General features: G+C 62.4%; 13 protein-coding genes. 2 read left to right on the top strand and 11 right to left on the bottom strand.

The features are described 5' to 3' along the window. Nucleotides 1-385 precede the first annotated feature (385 nt). Nucleotides 386-1,534, top strand: a complete 1,149-nt coding sequence (locus ABMD26_RS06975) for a pyridoxal phosphate-dependent aminotransferase (protein WP_134721740.1) — start codon at nucleotides 386-388, stop codon at nucleotides 1,532-1,534. Then, nucleotides 1,522-2,331 (top strand): amidohydrolase, encoded by an 810-nt coding sequence (locus ABMD26_RS06970; RefSeq protein ID WP_134721741.1) that lies wholly within the window; start codon nucleotides 1,522-1,524, stop codon nucleotides 2,329-2,331. The genes ABMD26_RS06975 and ABMD26_RS06970 overlap by 13 nt, the downstream gene beginning before the upstream one ends. 118 nt (nucleotides 2,332-2,449) lie before the next feature. Here ABMD26_RS06970 and leuA read toward each other — a convergent pair whose 3' ends face one another. The 11 genes from leuA to ABMD26_RS06915 all read right to left on the bottom strand — a co-directional run bounded on the left by leuA (nucleotide 2,450) and on the right by ABMD26_RS06915 (nucleotide 17,380). Next, a complete protein-coding gene (gene leuA, locus ABMD26_RS06965) occupies nucleotides 2,450-4,120 on the bottom strand; it encodes a 2-isopropylmalate synthase (RefSeq protein ID WP_134721742.1) in 1,671 nt (556 codons plus the stop codon). A 383-nt stretch (nucleotides 4,121-4,503) separates the two neighbouring features. Beyond that, nucleotides 4,504-5,325 (bottom strand): peptidoglycan DD-metalloendopeptidase family protein, encoded by an 822-nt coding sequence (locus tag ABMD26_RS06960; protein ID WP_134721743.1) that lies wholly within the window; start codon nucleotides 5,323-5,325, stop codon nucleotides 4,504-4,506. 3 nt (nucleotides 5,326-5,328) lie between these two features. After that, nucleotides 5,329-6,708, bottom strand: coding sequence for an exodeoxyribonuclease VII large subunit (xseA, locus tag ABMD26_RS06955; protein WP_134721744.1), 1,380 nt, complete (start codon nucleotides 6,706-6,708; stop codon nucleotides 5,329-5,331). Nucleotides 6,709-6,801: 93 nt separating this feature from the next. Next, the gene (locus ABMD26_RS06950; RefSeq protein ID WP_049861913.1) at nucleotides 6,802-7,770 is read right to left on the bottom strand and encodes a peptide ABC transporter ATP-binding protein; all 969 of its coding nucleotides are present in this window, start codon (nucleotides 7,768-7,770) and stop codon (nucleotides 6,802-6,804) included. Next, nucleotides 7,770-8,738, bottom strand: a complete 969-nt coding sequence (locus ABMD26_RS06945; RefSeq protein ID WP_056844999.1) for an ABC transporter ATP-binding protein — start codon at nucleotides 8,736-8,738, stop codon at nucleotides 7,770-7,772. Before ABMD26_RS06945 ends, ABMD26_RS06950 begins: the two co-directional genes overlap by 1 nt. Nucleotides 8,739-8,748: 10 nt before the next feature. Beyond that, nucleotides 8,749-9,660 (bottom strand): ABC transporter permease subunit, encoded by a 912-nt coding sequence (locus ABMD26_RS06940; RefSeq protein ID WP_049861914.1) that lies wholly within the window; start codon nucleotides 9,658-9,660, stop codon nucleotides 8,749-8,751. 10 nt (nucleotides 9,661-9,670) lie between these two features. After that, on the bottom strand, nucleotides 9,671-10,681 hold the full coding sequence (locus ABMD26_RS06935) for an ABC transporter permease subunit (RefSeq protein WP_049861915.1): 1,011 nt from the start codon (nucleotides 10,679-10,681) through the stop codon (nucleotides 9,671-9,673). A 76-nt stretch (nucleotides 10,682-10,757) separates the two neighbouring features. Continuing rightward, nucleotides 10,758-12,353, bottom strand: a complete 1,596-nt coding sequence (locus ABMD26_RS06930) for an ABC transporter substrate-binding protein (RefSeq protein WP_134721745.1) — start codon at nucleotides 12,351-12,353, stop codon at nucleotides 10,758-10,760. A 72-nt stretch (nucleotides 12,354-12,425) separates the two neighbouring features. Next, on the bottom strand, nucleotides 12,426-13,805 hold the full coding sequence (locus tag ABMD26_RS06925; protein ID WP_056845000.1) for an OprD family porin: 1,380 nt from the start codon (nucleotides 13,803-13,805) through the stop codon (nucleotides 12,426-12,428). 162 nt (nucleotides 13,806-13,967) lie between these two features. Next, a complete protein-coding gene (locus ABMD26_RS06920; protein ID WP_134721746.1) occupies nucleotides 13,968-15,566 on the bottom strand; it encodes an ABC transporter substrate-binding protein in 1,599 nt (532 codons plus the stop codon). Nucleotides 15,567-15,778: 212 nt separating this feature from the next. Next, nucleotides 15,779-17,380: an ABC transporter substrate-binding protein gene (locus tag ABMD26_RS06915; protein ID WP_049861918.1), complete on the bottom strand. Its 1,602-nt coding sequence runs from the start codon at nucleotides 17,378-17,380 to the stop codon at nucleotides 15,779-15,781. Between the last annotated feature and the right edge of the window lie 220 nt (nucleotides 17,381-17,600).

Genomic DNA, 17,600 nt, shown 5'->3' with positions numbered 1-17,600 from the left:
TGTAGCAGCGGCGCAAGCCGCGTCGGCGTTCCATGCGTTCCATCAGGCCCCCCGCAATCCCTGTAGCAGCGGCGCAAGCCGCGTCGGCGTTCCATGCGTTCCATCAGGCCCCCCGCAATCCCCGTAGCAGCGGCGCAAGCCGCGTCGGCGTTCCATGCGTTCCATCAGGCCCCTCGCAATCCCCGTAGCAGCGGCGCAAGCCGCGTCGGCGTCCCATGCGTTCCACCAGGCCCCCCGCAATTCCTGTAGCAGCGGCGCAAGCCGCGTCGGCGGTGCATGCGTTCCATCAGGCCCCCCGCAATCCCTGTAGCAGCGGCGCAAGCCGCGTCGGCGGTGCATGCGATCCGCCTGCTACACTGGGAAACGTTTTCCCAGGGAGCGGCCCATGATCAGCAGCAAGCTGCCGAATGTCGGCACCACCATCTTCACCACCATGTCCCAGCTCGCCGCACAAACCGGCGCTTTGAACCTGTCTCAGGGTTTCCCGGATTTCGACGGTCCGCCTGCCTTGCTCGAAGCCGTCGGGCGGCATGTGCTGGCCGGGCATAACCAATACTCGCCCATGACCGGTCTGCCCGCCCTGCGCGAACAGGTTGCGGCCAAGGTCGAGCGGTTGTATCGGCGTCGTGTGGATGCCGAAAGCGAAATCACCATCACCCCCGGCGCCACCCAGGCGATTTTCTGCGCGATCCAGGCAACCATTCGCCACGGCGATGAAGTGATCGTGTTCGATCCCTGCTACGACAGCTACGAGCCTGCGGTCGAACTGGCGGGCGGCACGTGCGTGCACGTGCAACTGGATGCTGCGGATTTCAGCATCGACTGGCCGCAACTGGGCCAAGCGATCAACGCGCGTACCCGAATGATCGTGATCAACTCGCCGCACAATCCCAGCGGTGCCCTGATCACTGCCGCCGAACTCGACCGCCTGGCGACCTTGATCGCCGACCGCGACATCTACATCCTCAGCGACGAGGTCTACGAGCACCTGGTGTTCGATGGCATCGCCCATGCCAGCGTGCTGGCCTGCGAGCGGCTGTACGAGCGGGCGTTCGTGGTCAGCTCGTTCGGCAAGACCTATCACGTCACCGGCTGGAAAACCGGCTACGTGATCGCACCGCCCGCGCTGACTCGGGAGCTGCGCAAGGTGCATCAGTACGTCAGTTTCTGTGGCGTCACGCCATTGCAGCATGCCCTGGCCGAGTACATGGCTGAACACCCCGACCACGTAGACGCGTTGCCTGGTTTCTATCAGGGCAAGCGCGATCTGCTCTGCGATCTGCTGACCGATTCGCGATTCACCTTTGTGCCTACGCCCGGCACCTATTTCCAGCTGGTCGACTATTCGGCGATCCGCCCCGACCTCAACGATGTCGACATGGCGCTGTGGCTGACGCGTGAGCATGGCGTAGCCAGCATTCCGGTTTCGGTGTTCTATCGCACGCCGGTTGCGGACCAGCGCCTGGTTCGCTTGTGTTTCGCCAAACGTGAGGAGACGCTGCGCGAGGCAGCCCACAAACTATGCCGAATCTGACGGAAGCAACCCTGGCCGAGCAGGCCCCAGAGCTAAAGATCGCGTTGATCCAGACCCAGTTGGCCTGGCACGACCGCGAGGCCAATCTCGAACACTTCGATACCTTGCTGGAACAAGCCCAGGGCGCCGATCTGGTGGTCTTGCCCGAGATGTTCACCACCGGCTTTTCAATGGAGTCCGAAAGCCTGTGCGAGCCGGAGAACGGGGTGACACACGACTGGCTGCTGGCGTGGGCCAACAAGCTCGGTGCGGTGGTCACCGGCAGCGTGATCGTCCAGGCTGCCGATGGCAGCTACCGCAATCGCCTGCTGTGGGCCTGCCCGGATGGGCGGATGCTGCACTACGACAAGCGTCATCTGTTTCGCATGGCGGGGGAGCACGAACACTACAGCCCCGGCGAGCGCCAAGCGGTGTTCGCCGTGAAGGGCTGGCGCGTGCGTCCGTTGATCTGTTACGACCTGCGTTTTCCGGTATGGAGCCGAGATGGCGAGGGTACCGACCTGCTGCTGTACACGGCCAACTGGCCGGGCGCGCGGCGCATGCACTGGAACCGCCTGCTGCCGGCCCGTGCGATCGAGAACCTCTGCTACGTGGCGGCGGTGAATCGGGTGGGCACCGACGGTAAGGGCTTTGCCTACACGGGTGACAGCCAGTTGTTGGACTTTCAGGGCGAAACCCTGTTGTGCGCGGGTGAGGCCGACGGCGTGTTTCATGCCAGCCTCGATGCCCAGGCCCTGTACGCCTATCGCAGCAAGTTCCCGGCCCACCTGGACGCGGACGAATACGAGTTGCGCTAGGAACGCTCATGCCTGACACACCGCGGGGTGTTTTTCGCGGCCGATGACCGCTCCTACGGGGTCGCGCAGGCATAAAAAAACCGGCCCCGAAGGGCCGGTTCCTGTGCGGCTACCCGTTTCAGGCAGCTTTGGCTTCCTGCTGGCTCAGCGAGCGATTCAGTGCGCTGAACAGCGCCTTGAAGCTGGCGGTGGTGATGTTTTCATCCACGCCCACGCCATGCACCGGACGTCCACCGGCCACACGCAGCTCGATATAGGCCGCGGCCTTGGCATTGGTGCCAGCGCCGATGGCATGCTCGTTGTAGTCCATGATCTCGACCGCGACCGGCATGGAGGCGACCAGCGCTTCCAGGGCGCCGTTGCCCTTGCCGCGCCAGTGCTGGGTTTCACCGTCGCTGTGCACTTCCACGTCGACCGCACTGTTGCCGTTCTCTTCCTGCAACCGATGGCTGATCAATGCATAGGGCGTGTTGGCCTGCAGGTACTCCTTGCGCAACAGCGCATAGATCTGCTGAGCGGTCATTTCAAGGCCCAGGCGGTCGGTCTCGCCCTGTACTACCTGGCTGAACTCGATCTGCATGCGACGCGGCAGGCTGATGCCGTATTCCTGTTCGAGCAGGTAGGTGATGCCTCCCTTGCCCGACTGGCTGTTGACGCGGATGACCGCCTCGTAGCTGCGCCCGATGTCGGCCGGGTCGATCGGCAGGTAGGGCACTTCCCACACCGTGCCTTCCTTCTGCTGGGTGAAACCCTTGCGAATGGCGTCCTGGTGCGAGCCGGAAAACGCGGTATGAACCAGATCACCCACGTACGGATGACGCGGATGCACCGGCAACTGGTTGCATTCCTCGACCACCTTGCGGATGCCGTCGATGTCGGAGAAGTCCAGCTCGGGATCGACGCCCTGGGTGTACAGGTTCAAGCCAAGGGTCACCAGATCGACGTTGCCGGTCCGCTCGCCGTTACCGAACAGGCAGCCTTCCACGCGATCTGCACCGGCCATCAGGCCCAGTTCGGTGGCGGCCACGCCGGTGCCACGGTCGTTGTGGGTGTGCAGGCTGAGCAGCACGCTGTCGCGACGGTTGATGTGACGGCCGAACCATTCGATCTGATCGGCATAGATGTTCGGGGTGGACACTTCCACGGTCGCCGGCAGGTTGAGGATCACCTTGTTCTGCGGGGTGGGGTTCCACACTTCGATCACCGCATCACAGACTTCCTTGGCGAACTCGAGCTCGGTGGCGCTGAACGTCTCCGGCGAGTACTGGAAGGTCCACTGGGTTTCCGGCTGCTGCGCTGCGTATTTGACGAACAGCTTGGCGGCATTCACCGCGATGTCCTTGACGCCCTGTTTGTCCTGGTTGAAGACGATCTTGCGGAAGGACGGCGAAGTGGCGTTGTACAGGTGAACGATGGCTTTCTTGGCGCCCTTGAGCGATTCGAAGGTGCGCGCGATGAGGTCTTCGCGGGCCTGGGTCAGGACCTGAATGGTCGTGTCTTCCGGGATGTGGCCATCTTCGATCAAGGTGCGCACGAAATCGAAATCGGTCTGCGACGCAGAAGGGAAGGAGGCTTCGATTTCCTTCACGCCCACGGCGACCAGGGTCTTCCAGAAGCGCAGTTTCTTGACCGCATCCATGGGTTCGATCAGTGACTGGTTGCCGTCGCGCAGGTCGGAGCTGCACCAGATGGGCGCGGCGGTGATGGACTTCGACGGCCAGGTGCGATCGGGGAGGTCGATAGTCGGGAACGCGCGGTACTTCTGCGACGGGACTTTGAGCATGGACATGGTGAAAATCCTTGGTGAGCAGCCTGGGGAAAGGGCCTGCCGGTCATTCGAAAAGGTGAGGGGCGAGGCGACGCGTTTCAGCCAGGCAGTCGTGCACTGACCAGGCAGAGGCTGCGGTGCTGGCGGAGCTGGATGAGGGTGTGGGCGGTTTTCATGACCTCAACCCTAACCACTGGGGTGAAAAATGGCAAGGGTGTTGGGGAAAATGGTAGGAGAGTTGGGTATCTTGGAACAGGCGAGATTTTATTGCTGAAGATTTGGAAAGGGATGCCAGAGATTGCGTGGCTTTAAGGGGCGGCGCAATGCGCTGGGTCGACAGTGCAGCCTTCGCGGGCAGAGCCCGCTCCCACAGGTCAAGCAGTGCTGAGAGGATTTCCGGTGGATCAAGGCTGGAAGGCGTTGATGAAGATTGCCGGATCGACCCGGGCATCGTTCAGGCTGACGTTCCAGTGCATGTGCGGCCCGGTGGCGCGGCCTGTGGAGCCTACACGTCCGACCACGGCGCCGCGCACCAGGTCCTGGCCGACCTTCACGTCGATCTTTGACATGTGGCAGAACATGCTGATGAACCCTTGCCCATGGTCGACGAACACCGTGTTGCCGTTGAAGAAGTAGTCGCCCACCAGAATCACCTTGCCATTGGCAGGCGTCTTGATCGGCGTGCCGGCAGGTACCGCGAAATCCAGGCCGGCGTGCGGATTGCGCTCCTCGCCATTGAAGAAACGGCGTACACCGAACTTGCTCGACAAGGGGCCGCTGACCGGCTTGTCCAGCAGCAGATTGCTCGGCGTGCCGGGGCTGAAGCTGCGGTAGGCGCGCAGCTGTTCGGCGAGTTCGCCGTCGATGCGCTTGATGTCCGCCGGGTTGGGATTGACCTGACGGGTATTCTTCAAGGTGATCCGCTGTTCGGGATACTTCTTGCTGCCAATCTCGAAACCGATGGCGCGACCGGCCACGCTGACCTGCGCCTGGCCAGGCTTGGCGGTCAACGGTATGCCGACGATCGCGCGCCAGGTACCTTGCTCATTGACCACCAGCACGGGCTTGCCATCGTAGGTCGCCTTGGGCGCCTGGCTGGCGTTGCCCAGATCCACCACCGCCACGCCGCCGGGCACCGGCTTGTTCAACAGCCGGGTGATGTAGCTGTCCGCCTGAGCGAACGAGGACAGGCACAACAGCAGGGCGACAACGAGAAAACGCGGCATGGATCAATCCAGTAAAGAAAGGGTAACGGGCGTGAGGTGATTGTCTTCCACACGCACTTCAAGCTCGCCTTCGCCCAATCTTGCGATCAGGCGCTGACCACGCTGGGTCTGCTCGGCGCTGCGGATGGCCCGACCCTGCTCGTCGAGCAGGATGCTGTAGCCGCGTCCGAGGGTGGCCAGCGGGCTGACCACGTGCAAGGTCTGCACCTGGCTCTGCAACTGCTGGCGCCGGTCCTTGAGCGTGTCACGCATGGCGCGCGGCAAGCGCTCGGCAAGGCCGTCCAGGCGCTGCTTGAGCAGGCGCAGCACACGGTCTGGATGTTGCCCGGCCAGGCGTGTCTGCAACTGCGCCAGGCGATGCGCACGCGCAGTCATCTGCCGCTCGAAGGCGCGGCGCATGCGCATGTCCAGATCATCCAGGCGTTGTGCCTGCTGGCGCAGGCGCTCGCCGGGGTGGCGCAGGCGTCGGGTCAGCCCCTCCACGCGCAGGCGTTCGTGGGCCAGGCGATTGTGCATGCGCAACACCAGGCGTCGCTGCAGGCCGTCGAGCCGCCGTTGCAGGTCGCCGGCATCCGGCGCCAGCAGCTCGGCGGCCGCAGAAGGTGTCGGTGCACGCACATCGGCCACGAAGTCACTGATGGAGACGTCGGTCTCGTGACCCACGGCGCTGACGATGGGCGTCACGCACGCATCGACGGCGCGCGCCACGGCTTCCTCGTTGAAGCACCAGAGGTCCTCCAGCGAGCCGCCGCCACGGGCCAGGATGATCGCATCGAAGCCACGTGCGTCGGCCAGACGCAGGGCGCGGACGATCTGTGCGGTGGCCTCGCGGCCCTGCACGGCGGTCGGGATCAGGGTCAGCTGGATCTGCGGGGCACGTCGACGGAACACGCTGATGATGTCGCGGATCACCGCGCCGGTCGGCGAACTGACGATACCAATGCGTTGCGGGTGCGCCGGCAGGGCCACCTTGCGTTCGCTGCTGAACAGACCTTCGGCGTCGAGCTTTACCTTGAGCGCGTCGAACGCCATGCGCAGCGCGCCGTCACCGGCAGGCTCCACGGTGTCGAGAATCAGCTGATAGTCGCCACGGCCTTCGAACAGCGAGACCTTGCCGCGCACTTTCACCGCTGCGCCATCCTTGAGCACCTGGCGCACACGTTGAGCGTTCTGCCGGAACAGGGCACAGCGCACCTGGGCGCCGCTGTCCTTGAGCGTGAAATAAACGTGCCCGGACGCCGGACGCGCCAAGTTGGAGATTTCACCTTCGACCCAGATATTGCTGAAGACATCTTCGAGCAACACACGGGCACGGCCATTGAGCTGGCTGACGGTGATGACCTCGCGATCGAGGTTCAGGCGGGCAAAGGGGTCTTTGATCATGTTCGGCATCATAGAGACATTCGTCTGCGGATGCACTGGGGAGAAGGGGGAGGTACAGGCCTCTTCACCGATTGGCGAAGAGGCCTGCAGGCGTTACAGGAACTGCTCGGCGTAGTGACACGCCACCTGCCGCGTATCCACCGGCCGGAACGCCGGTACTTCGGTGCTGCAGCGCTCGGTGGCGTATGGGCAACGCTTGTGGAACGCACAGCCCGACGGTGGATTCAGCGGGTTGGGTAACTCGCCGACGATCTTGATCTTGGGCTTGAGCGGGTCCGGTTTGATGGTCGGCGTGGCCGACAGCAGGGCCTGGGTGTAGGGGTGCAGAGGACGGGTGTAGATGTCTTCCTTGGGCCCCATTTCCGCCGGCCTGCCCAGGTACATCACCAGCACCTGGTCGGCCACGTGACGTACCACGGCCAGGTTGTGGGAGATGAACACATAAGCCGTGTTGAATTCCTGCTGCAGGTCCATGAACAGGTTCAGCACCTGCGCCTGGATCGACACGTCGAGGGCCGAGGTGGGTTCGTCGGCGACCAGCACTTTGGGCTGCAACATCATGGCGCGGGCCAGGGCGATGCGCTGGCGCTGGCCACCGGAGAACATGTGCGGGTAGCGCTGGTAGTGTTCAGGGCGCAGGCCGACCTGCTGCATCATCGCCTGGACCTTCTCGCGGCGCTCGGCCTTGCTCAGGGAGGTATTGATCAGCAGCGGCTCGCCGAGTTGGTCGCCGATCTTCTGCCGAGGGTTGAGCGAGGCATAGGGGCTCTGGAACACCATCTGCACGTCCTTGCGCAGTTGCTTGCGCTCGGCCTTGCTGGCGCCCGCCACTTCCTGGCCGGCGATCTGCAGCGAACCGGAGGATGGTTCTTCGATCAGGGTCAGCGCGCGGGCCAGGGTCGACTTGCCGCAGCCCGATTCACCGACCACGGCGAGGGTCTTGCCGGCTTCCAGCTCGAAGGAGACGCCATTGAGGGCACGCACCACGGCATGGGGCTTGAAGAGCCCGCGCGAAACATCGTAATGACGGGTAAGGTCGCGGGCGGTCAGTACGACGCTCATCACGCCACCTCCTGATTGAGTGGGTAGAAACAACGCGCCAGGCTCTGGGCTTTAGGGTCCAGGGCCGGGCGTTCGGTGCGACAGTTGTCCCGTACGTACGGGCAGCGCGGCGACAGCAGGCAACCCTGCGGACGGTCGTAGCGGCCGGGGACGATGCCGGGCAGGGTGGCCAGGCGCTCGGCGCCTTCGCTGTGCTCCGGAATGGCCATCAGCAGCGCTTCGCTATACGGGTGCGCGGGAATGTCGAACAGTTGCGGCACATGGCCCACTTCCACTGCCTGACCGGCGTACATCACGCACACGCGCTGGGCGGTTTCGGCCACCACGGCCAGGTCGTGGGTGATCAGGATCAGGCCCATGTTCTGCTCTTGTTGCAGGCTGAGCAGCAATTCCATGATCTGCGCCTGGATGGTCACGTCCAGTGCGGTGGTTGGTTCGTCGGCGATCAGCAGCTTGGGCTCACCGGCAATCGCCATGGCGATTGCGACGCGCTGGCTCATGCCCCCGGAAAGCTGGTGCGGATAGGCATCCAGGCGGCTTTCGGCTGCCGGGATTTCCACCTTCTTGAGCAATTCCAGCGCACGCTGGCGCGCGGCCTTGCCGGACATGCCCAGGTGCTGGCGCAAGACTTCCTCGATCTGGAAACCCACGGTGTAGCTGGGATTAAGCGCAGTCATCGGGTCCTGGAAAATCATCGCCAGGTCCTTGCCGACCACCTTGCGCCGTTGCCGGGCGTTGAGCTTGAGCATGTCGTGGCCGTCGAAGACCAGCGAGTCGGCGGTGACGATGCCAGGTGCATCGATCAGGCCCATCAGGGCCATCATGGTCACCGATTTGCCCGAGCCCGATTCGCCAACGATGGCCAGCACTTCGCCCTTGTCCACGCTGAGGTCCAGCCCGTCCACGACCGGTACGGCCTTGGCATCGCCGAAACGTACGTTCAGGTTGTTGATATTCAAAAGTGACATGATCGGCTCCTCAGGCGGCGTTCTTGAGTTTGGGGTCCAGCGCATCGCGCAGCCCGTCGCCCATCAGGTTGATTGCCAGCACGCTGAGCAGAATGGTCAGGCCCGGCAGGCTTACCACCCACCAGGCGCGTTCGATGTAGTCACGCGCCGAAGCCAGCATGGTGCCCCATTCCGGCGTTGGCGGTTGTACGCCCAGGCCCAGGAAACCCAGGGCGGCAGCGTCGAGAATCGCCGAGGAAAAGCTCAAGGTGGCCTGCACGATCAGTGGCGCCATGCAGTTGGGCAGCACGGTGATGAACATCAGGCGCGGCAGGGTAGCCCCGGCCAGGCGCGCGGCGGTCACGTAGTCGCGGTTCAGTTCGCCCATCACCGCAGCGCGGGTCAGGCGCACGTAGGAAGGCAGCGAAACCACGGCAATGGCGATCACGGTGTTGATCAGGCCAGGGCCGAGGATGGCGACGATCGCCACGGCCAGCAGCAGCGATGGCAGCGCCAGCATGACGTCCATCAGGCGCATGATCGACGGCCCGAGAATGCGCGGGAAGAATCCGGCCAGCAGGCCCATGAGAATGCCCGGTATCAGCGACATCACCACCGACGACAGGCCGATCAGCAGCGACAGCCGCGAGCCCTGGATCAAGCGCGAAAGCAAATCACGGCCCAGCTCGTCGGTGCCCAGGATGAATTGCCACTGGCCGCCTTCCAGCCATACCGGCGGGGTGAGGAGGAAGTCGCGGTACTGCTCGCTGGGGTTGTGCGGGGCCACCCACGGCGCGAACAGCGCGCAGAAGACGATGATCAGCATGAACACCAGGCCCGCCACGGCGCCCTTGTTCTTGGCGAATGCCTGCCAGAATTCCTTGTACGGGGAGGGGTAGAGCAGGCTCTGATCCACTGCGACCGTTTCGATTTTCGTAGTCATGGATAGGGTCTCAACGCTGATGACGGATGCGTGGGTTGGCCAGGCCGTAGAGGATATCCACCACGAAGTTGACCAGGATCACCAGGCAGGCGATCAACAGGATGCCGTTCTGCACGACAGGGTAGTCACGGGCGCCGATGGCCTCGATCAGCCACTTGCCGATGCCCGGCCACGAGAAGATGGTTTCGGTCAGTACCGCACCGGCCAGCAAGGTGCCGACCTGCAGGCCGAACACCGTGAGCACGGGAATCAGCGCGTTGCGCAGGCCGTGCACGAACACCACGCGGGTTGGCGACAGGCCCTTGGCGCGGGCAGTGCGCACGTAGTCCTCGCGCAGCACTTCGAGCATCGAGGAACGGGTCATGCGGGCGATCACCGCCAGCGGAATGGTGCCCAGCACGATGGCAGGCAGAATCAGGTGCTGCAGGGCGTCCAACCAGGCGCCTTCGTCTTCGCTGAACAACGTGTCGATGAGCATGAAGCCGGTTTTGGGCTGGATGTCGTAGAGCAGGTCGATGCGCCCTGACACTGGCGTCCAGCCCAGGGTCACCGAAAAGAACATGATCAGGATCAGGCCCCACCAGAAGATCGGCATGGAATAGCCGGCCAGGGAAATGCCCATGACCCCATGGTCGAACAGCGATCCTCGCTTGAGCGCGGCGATCACCCCCGCCAGCAGGCCGAGCACGCCGGCGAAGATCAGCGCGGCGATGGACAGCTCCAGCGTGGCCGGAAACAGCGCAGTGAACTCGGTCCACACGCTCTCGCGGGTACGCAGCGACTCACCCAGGTTGCCCTGGGCGAGATTGCCGATGTAATCCAGGTACTGAGCATACAGGGGCTTGTTCAGACCCAGGCGTTCCATCGCCTGTGCGTGCATTTCGGGGTCGACCCGACGCTCGCCCATCATCACTTCGACAGGGTCACCGGGAATCAGGCGTATCAACGCGAAGGTCAATAGCGTGATGCCGAAGAAAGTGGGGATCAGCAATCCCACACGTCGGGCAATAAAACTAAACATCGTGCGTAGTACCTCATCAGCCGGTTAGGCAAGCCGCGCATCCGCCCGGGTGGGCGCCGATACGCGGCGTCTTTTTCTACTTCACCTGGGTGGTGGCGAAGTTGTTATTGGTCATCGGGCTTATGTGGAAGCCTTCGACGTTCTTGCGCATGGCCGAGAACAGACGTGGATACGCCAGGCTCAACCAGGGTTGCTCTTTGAGAAAAATGACCTGCGCCTGTTCGTAGAGCGCCGCGCGTGCTGCCGGTTCAGTGGTTTCGCGGGCCTGGCTGACCAGGGCGTCGAATTCCTTGTTGCACCAGCGCGCGGCGTTTTCGCCGTTCTTCGCTGCTTCGCAGGTAAGGTTCGGGCTGAGGAAGTTGTCCGGGTCGCCGTTGTCGCCGGCCCAACCGTAGAAAGCCAGGTCATGTTCGCCCAGTTTCAGGCGCTTGATCAACTCGCCCCATTCCAGCACGCGGATATCCAGCTTGATGCCAACCTTGGCCAGGTCGGCCTGCAACAGTTGCGCTGCGAGGCTGGAGTTGGGGTTGGTCGGGCTGCTGCCGTTGCGCGCGAAGATGGTGAACGAGGTGCCTTCCGGAACGCCGGCTTCCTTGAGCAGGGCGCGGGCCTTGTCCGGATCGTAGGGCAGGTCTTTGAGGCTGTGGTTGTAGCCCAGCAGCGTGGTGGGATAGGGGCCCACGCCCGGTGTCGCGTTGCCCTCGCCGAACAGGGTACGAACGAAGGTCTGCTTGTCGAAGGCCATCTGGATGGCCTGGCGCACGCGTACGTCGCTCAGGTATTTGTGGGTGGTGTTGATGGCCACGTAGCTGGTCATCAGGGCGTCCATCTCGGCGATCTTGAGCTGAGGATCGGCCTTGATGCCGGGTACGTCGTCCGGCTTGGGATAGACCGCCACCTGGCATTCGTTGGCACGCAGCTTCTGCGCCCGCACGTTGTTGTCCACCGTGATGGCAAAAATCAGGGGGTCGGCCGGTGGCTTGCCCTTGTAGTAATCGGGGTTGGCCTTGAAGCGAACCTGGGCGTCCTTGCTGTAGCGCACGAACACGAACGGCCCGGTGCCGATCGGCTTGCTGTTCAAGTCGGCGGTCTTGCCGGCCTTGAGCAACTGGTCGGCGTATTCGGCTGAGTAGATCGAGGTGAAGGGCATCGCCATGTCGCGCAGGAACGGCGCTTCGGGACGCTTGAGCACGAAACGCACGGTCATGTCGTCGAGCTTGTCGATGCTGTGGATCAGATCACCCATGGCCATCGATTCGAAATAGGGATAGCCCATGGTCGACTTGTCATGCCAGGGATGCTTGGCGTCGAACTGGCGCATGAAGCTCCACAGCACGTCGTCGGCATTCAGGGTGCGGGTCGGCTTGAAGTAGTCGGTGGTGTGGAACTTCACGCCTTCGCGCAGGTGGAACGTATAGGTCTTGCCGTCTTCACTGATGTCCCAGCTCTTGGCCAGCCCCGGCTGGATGTCGGTGGTGCCCGGCGTGAAGTCGACCAGGCGGTTGAGCACCGTCTCGGCCGAGGCATCGCTCGTGACCGCGCCGGTGTATTGAACGATATCGAAACCTTCGGGGCTGGCTTCGGTGCAGACCACCAGCGGTTTGGCACTGGCGCCCAAGGTCAGGCCGAGCAGGGCGGCTGCCACGGCAGCCTTCAGAGATAGCGTTTTCATCATTGCCCTCGCAATCGCACGTAAGCGTAGCCGCTGCCCGGGATTCGTCGAACCCCGGGCAGCGGTTGCCGATCAAAGAATCTGGAACGGAATGGTGGTGACGATGCGCAGCTCGTTGAGGCTGCCATCGACCTGATTGGCGCTTGCGCGGTGGGCACTGTAGGTCGCGCGGATGGTGCTGGCCTTCAACGGCCCGCCCTGCACGGCATACGAGGTGCCGAAGCCGTACTCGTAATGCTTCTCGCCGTCCTGGGCCTGGATGCCATCATAGCCGCCGCCCTTGTAGTGCGTGCCATCGATACCCCAGCCGCGCGCGGTGTAGACGCTGAACTTGAGGCCTGGTACGCCATAGCCGGCCATGTCCAGCCCGTAACCGATCTGGAACGATTTTTCGTTCGGGCCGTTGTAGTCGGAAAACAGCGAGTTGGCCAGGAAAATGGCGTTGGTTTCGTGCAGGTAGTCGAAGTATTCGTTGCCGTTCACTTCCTGGAAGGCCAAGGTCAGGCTGTGCGCCTTGTGCGTGGCGGTCAACGACAGGCTGTAGGTGTCGTTGTCGATGGCGCCCATCTTCGAGCTGCCGGCATCCTTGGTCTTGTAGTAGTTGAAACCGGTGGTCAGGCCCAGCACCGAGGCATCGCCCAGTTCATGGGAGGCGCCGAAGTAGTACTGGTTCCACACATCCTTGACGTTGGACGCGTACAGGCTGGTGGTCAGGCTTTTCAGCGGCTGGTAGTTGAGGCCGAAGATGTTGACCTGGTCGGTGGTGGTGCCGTCGCCGTACTCGGTCCTGAACTTGCTCAGGCTCTGTTCGGTTCGCGGCGAGACGCGGCTGAACGTGCCCAGGTCGAAGTCGAGGTTGTCGAACTCGGCGCTGTGCAGGCTGACACCCTCGAAGCTGGAGGGCAGGGCACGGTTGCCGATGAAGGCCAGTACCGGCGTGTTCATCGATTGACGCCCGGCGGTCAGGACGGTGTTGGACACCCGCGCCTTGAGGTTGGCCAGGCCCGCCTTGGTCCACTGGTCGACCACGTCGCCATCGTGATCGGTCAGTGTGCGGTTCCCCCCGCCGGCCACGCGACCTTTGCCCTGCTCCAGCGCCACGGTGTTGTAGGCCGCCACTTCGGTGCTGAACCCCACGGTGCCCTGAGTGAAGCCCGAGGTGTAGTTGACGATGGTGCCCTGAACCCAGGTGTCGCGGCTGCCGGTGCGTTCGGTCACGCCATCGCCCTTGTTGATGCCCCAGGTCAGGCCACGCTTGCCCTTCTCCTTGGCGAACCAGTTGCGGGTCGAGCCGGTCAGGCTCGAGTCCTCGATGAAGCCTTTGGCCTCATCCTGTGCGCTGCTGGTCTTGACGGTAAGCGGGATGAACGCCTGGCTGGCTTCATCAGCCAGGACCAGGGGCGCGAACCCGCTCAACGACAAGGTGAAGACTGCTCTCTTGGTAATTTTCAACTGAAGCTCCTTACTTTTTTAGTTTTATAGCCGCGTCTTCTAGTGCGGCTGATGGCCAGTCCATGGCCCGTGATGACAGTTGCAAACGTTTGCTTGCTCTTTTTTGCCAAAAGCTCCCCAAACCCATGGCACGGTCATGGGTTTGGGGAAGGCCTGGTTTATCTAGTCGCGCAGACTCACGCCGCCAAAGTCGTTGCGCCCGAACGGGCTGACCTTGAAACCTTCAACCTTGGCGCTGACCGGCTGGTTGACGGTGGAGTGGGCGATCGGGGTGATCGGCACCTGTTGCTTGAGCAACTGCTGGGCCTGACGATAGAGCACGCTGCGCTCTTCGCGGTCGGTGACCCGCTTGGCCTGCTGGACCAGCTTGTCGTAGTCCTGGTTGCACCACATCGAGTAGTTGTTGCTGCCGATGGCGTCGCAGCTGTACAGCGTGCCCAGCCAGTTGTCCGGGTCCCCGTTGTCGCCGGTCCAGCCAATCAGCGAGACGTCGTGTTCGCCGCGTTTGGTGCGGTCCAGGTACTCGCCCCACTCGTAGCTGACGATCTTGACCTTGAGGCCGATCTTGCCCCAGTCGGCCTGCAGCATTTCAGCCATCAGCTTGGCATTGGGGTTGTAGGGGCGCTGCACGGGCATGGCCCACAGGGTGATCTCGGTGCCTTCCTTGACGCCGGCGGCCTGCAGCATCTGCTTGGCTTTCTCCGGATCGAAGGGCGCGTCCTTGATGCTCTCGTCGTAGGACCACTGGGTCGGCGGCATGGCGTTGACGGCCTTCTGCCCGGCACCCTGGTAGACGGCCTTGAGAATGGCGTCCTTGTTCACCGCCATGTCCATGGCCTGGCGCACTTCCAGCTGGTCGAACGGCTTGTGGCGCACGTTGTAGGTGATGTAGCCCAGGTTGTAGCCGGCCTGCTCCATGACCTTGAGCTTGGGGTCGGCCTTGAGGCCTGCAAGGTCGGCAGGACGTGGGTAGGCGGTGACCTGGCACTCGTTCTTCTTGAGCTTCTGCATGCGCACCGAAGCGTCGGTGTTGATGGCGAAGATCAGCTGGTCGACCTTTACCTGGCTCATGTCCCAGTACTGCGGGTTGGCCTTGTAGCGGATCTGCGAGTCTTTCTGGTAACGCTGGAAGGCGAACGGACCGGTGCCGATCGGCTTCTGGTTGATGTCGCGCATGTTGCCGCTCTTGAGCAACTGCTCGGCGTATTCGGCGGACTGGATGGACGCGAAGTTCATGGCGATGTTCTGCACGAACGCGGCGTCTACGGCGTTGAGGGTGAACACCACGGTGTGGTCGTCGGTTTTCTCGACCTTGGCGATGTTCTTGTCCAGGCTCATGCTGACGAAGTACGGGAACTCGGTCGGATACGCCTTGCGAAACGGCTGATTGGGATCGAGCATGCGATTGAAGGTGAACAGCACGTCGTCGGCGTTGAAGTCACGGGTCGGCTTGAACGCTTCGTTGCTGTGGAACTTGACCCCTTCGCGCAGGTGGAAGGTGTAGGTCAGGCCGTCTTCGGAGATGTCCCACTTGGTAGCCAGCGCGGGAATGACGCTGGTGCCGCCTTTTTCGAATTCGGTCAGGCGGTTGTAGATCGGTTGCGCAGCGTCGTTGTCGGTGCCGCTCGTATACTGGGCGATGTCGAAGCCGGCGGGGCTGCCTTCGGAGCAGTACACCAGGCTGTTGGCGGCCTGGCTGAGGCCGACCTGGCCGAGCAGGCCCAGAGCAAGCATGGCGGAGCAAAGCTGGGTATGTCGCATGATAGTCCCTGTCTTGTTGTTTTCCGATCGTGGGGCGCCAGTCCCCTAGCGGGAATACGGCGGCCGTCGCCAAAGGAAGCTAGTCCCATTTGGCGAAGGCGTATGTCGGCGTATTCCGGTAGAGCTGTGGGAAAAATCCTGGCGTTAATGCAAGCGAATGGGCGCTGGACCTGCCGGTCCATCGCCCGCTTCCATTAGGGGAGGTGCCTGGTTCAGTCCTTCACGCCCACGCCATAGAACGAGTTCAAGCCAAAGGGGCTGATCTTGAAGTCGGTGACCTTGGCGCTCATGGGCTGGTAGACCGTGGAGTGCGCGATCGGGGTGATCGGCACCTGCTGCTTGAGGCGCACCTGGGCCTGTTTGTACAGCTCGGTGCGCTTGGCCTGATCGGGCGTGGCCTTGGCGGTCTTGATCAACTGGTCGTAGTCCTTGTCGCACCACTTCGAGAAGTTGTTGCCGTTCACCGCATCGCAACCGTACAGGGTGCCCAGCCAGTTGTCCGGATCACCGTTGTCGCCGCTCCAGCCGATCAGCATGGCATCGGTCTCGCCGGCCTTGGCGCGCTTGAGGTATTCACCCCACTCGTAGCTGACGATCTTGGCCTTGATACCCACCTTGGCCCAGTCCGACTGCAGCATTTCGGCCATCAGCTTGGCGTTGGGGTTGTAGGGACGCTGCACCGGCATGGCCCACAGGGTGATCTCGGTGCCTTCCTTGACGCCGGCTTCCTTGAGCAGCTTCTTGGCCTCTTCCACGTTGTAGCCGGCGTCCTTGATGCTCGTGTCATAGGACCATTGGGTCGGCGGCATGGCGTTGACGGCCAGTTGACCGGCACCCTGGTACACGGCCTCGATGATGCTCTGCTTGTTCACCGCCATGTCCAGCGCCTGGCGAACCTTGAGGTTGCCCAGTGGTTCGTGGGTGACGTTGTAGGCGATGTAGCCCAGGTTGAAGCCAGCCTGGTCGGGCATCTGCAGGTTCTTGTCTTCCTTGAGCGGCTTGAGATCGGCCGGACGTGGATAGACGCTGACCTGGCATTCGTTCTTCTTGAGCTTCTGCATGCGCACGGATGCATCGGTGGTGATGGCGAAGATCAGGTTGTCGATCTTCACGTCAGCCGGGTTCCAGTAATCCTTGTTGCCCTTGTAGCGAATCTGCGCGTCTTTCTGATAGCGATTGAACACGAACGGGCCGGTGCCGATCGGCTTCTGGTTGATGTCGGCGGCCTTGCCCTGCTTGAGCAACTGGGCGGCGTATTCGGCGGACTGGATCGAAGCGAAGCTCATGGCCATGTTCTGGATGAACGCGGCGTCGACCGTCTTCAAGGTGAAGCGGACGGTATGATCGTCGAGCTTCTCGATGTTGGTGATGTTCTCGTCCATGCCCATGTCGGTGAAGTACGGGAACTCGGTCGGATAGGCTTTGCGGAACGGCATGTTCTTGTCGATCATGCGGTTGAAGGTGAACAGCACGTCGTCGGCGTTGAATTCGCGGGACGGCTTGAAGTAGTCGGTGGTGTGGAACTTGACCCCTTCGCGCAGGTGGAAGGTGTAGGTCAGGGCGTCTTCGGAGATATCCCAGCTGGTAGCCAGACCCGGGATGACTGCGGTGCCGCCACGCTCGAACTGGCTGAGACGGTTGAAGACGGTTTCTGCCGAAGCGTCGAAATCCGTACCACTGGTATACAGCGCCGGGTCAAAACCCGCCGGACTGCCTTCAGAGCAGAATACAAGGTTGCTCGCAGCATGGGCGAAAGGGGCGCTGGCGAGCAGGCCGGCCCCGACGATGAACGGAATGACCGCGGTTTTGAGCATGGTGGCCTCAGTTGTTGTCATTTTAAGAATGAGGGCGACCTTGTGAGTCGACCTGGCCGATACTTATGCAGGCGGCATACCCAAATCAACTGTTTGCGATGTATCGCACCTGAAACGGTGGGACGGGCGTACACGAATGTCGCATCGATGTAAGTTTTTCGGTAGTTGAACGCATGTTCAACAACATTTGCCTACTCAATGCACACTTATCGACCCCATT

This window comes from Pseudomonas sp. PvP001 (assembly GCF_040546375.1).
Lineage (GTDB): Bacteria > Pseudomonadota > Gammaproteobacteria > Pseudomonadales > Pseudomonadaceae > Aquipseudomonas > Aquipseudomonas coleopterorum.
Note: the sequence above shows the minus strand (reverse complement) of the source record. Positions and strands in the feature narration are given on the sequence as shown.

Bases quoted from the DNA above. Each gene is read 5' to 3' on its own strand.
- ABMD26_RS06975 (WP_134721740.1), top strand. From the start codon at position 386: ATGATCAGCAGCAAGCTGCCGAATGTCGGCACCACCATCTTCACCACC.
- ABMD26_RS06970 (WP_134721741.1), top strand. From the start codon at position 1,522: ATGCCGAATCTGACGGAAGCAACCCTGGCCGAGCAGGCCCCAGAGCTA.
- leuA (WP_134721742.1), bottom strand. From the start codon at position 4,120: ATGTCCATGCTCAAAGTCCCGTCGCAGAAGTACCGCGCGTTCCCGACT.
- ABMD26_RS06960 (WP_134721743.1), bottom strand. From the start codon at position 5,325: ATGCCGCGTTTTCTCGTTGTCGCCCTGCTGTTGTGCCTGTCCTCGTTC.
- xseA (WP_134721744.1), bottom strand. From the start codon at position 6,708: ATGATCAAAGACCCCTTTGCCCGCCTGAACCTCGATCGCGAGGTCATC.
- ABMD26_RS06950 (WP_049861913.1), bottom strand. From the start codon at position 7,770: ATGAGCGTCGTACTGACCGCCCGCGACCTTACCCGTCATTACGATGTT.
- ABMD26_RS06945 (WP_056844999.1), bottom strand. From the start codon at position 8,738: ATGTCACTTTTGAATATCAACAACCTGAACGTACGTTTCGGCGATGCC.
- ABMD26_RS06940 (WP_049861914.1), bottom strand. From the start codon at position 9,660: ATGACTACGAAAATCGAAACGGTCGCAGTGGATCAGAGCCTGCTCTAC.
- ABMD26_RS06935 (WP_049861915.1), bottom strand. From the start codon at position 10,681: ATGTTTAGTTTTATTGCCCGACGTGTGGGATTGCTGATCCCCACTTTC.
- ABMD26_RS06930 (WP_134721745.1), bottom strand. From the start codon at position 12,353: ATGAAAACGCTATCTCTGAAGGCTGCCGTGGCAGCCGCCCTGCTCGGC.
- ABMD26_RS06920 (WP_134721746.1), bottom strand. From the start codon at position 15,566: ATGCGACATACCCAGCTTTGCTCCGCCATGCTTGCTCTGGGCCTGCTC.
- ABMD26_RS06915 (WP_049861918.1), bottom strand. From the start codon at position 17,380: ATGCTCAAAACCGCGGTCATTCCGTTCATCGTCGGGGCCGGCCTGCTC.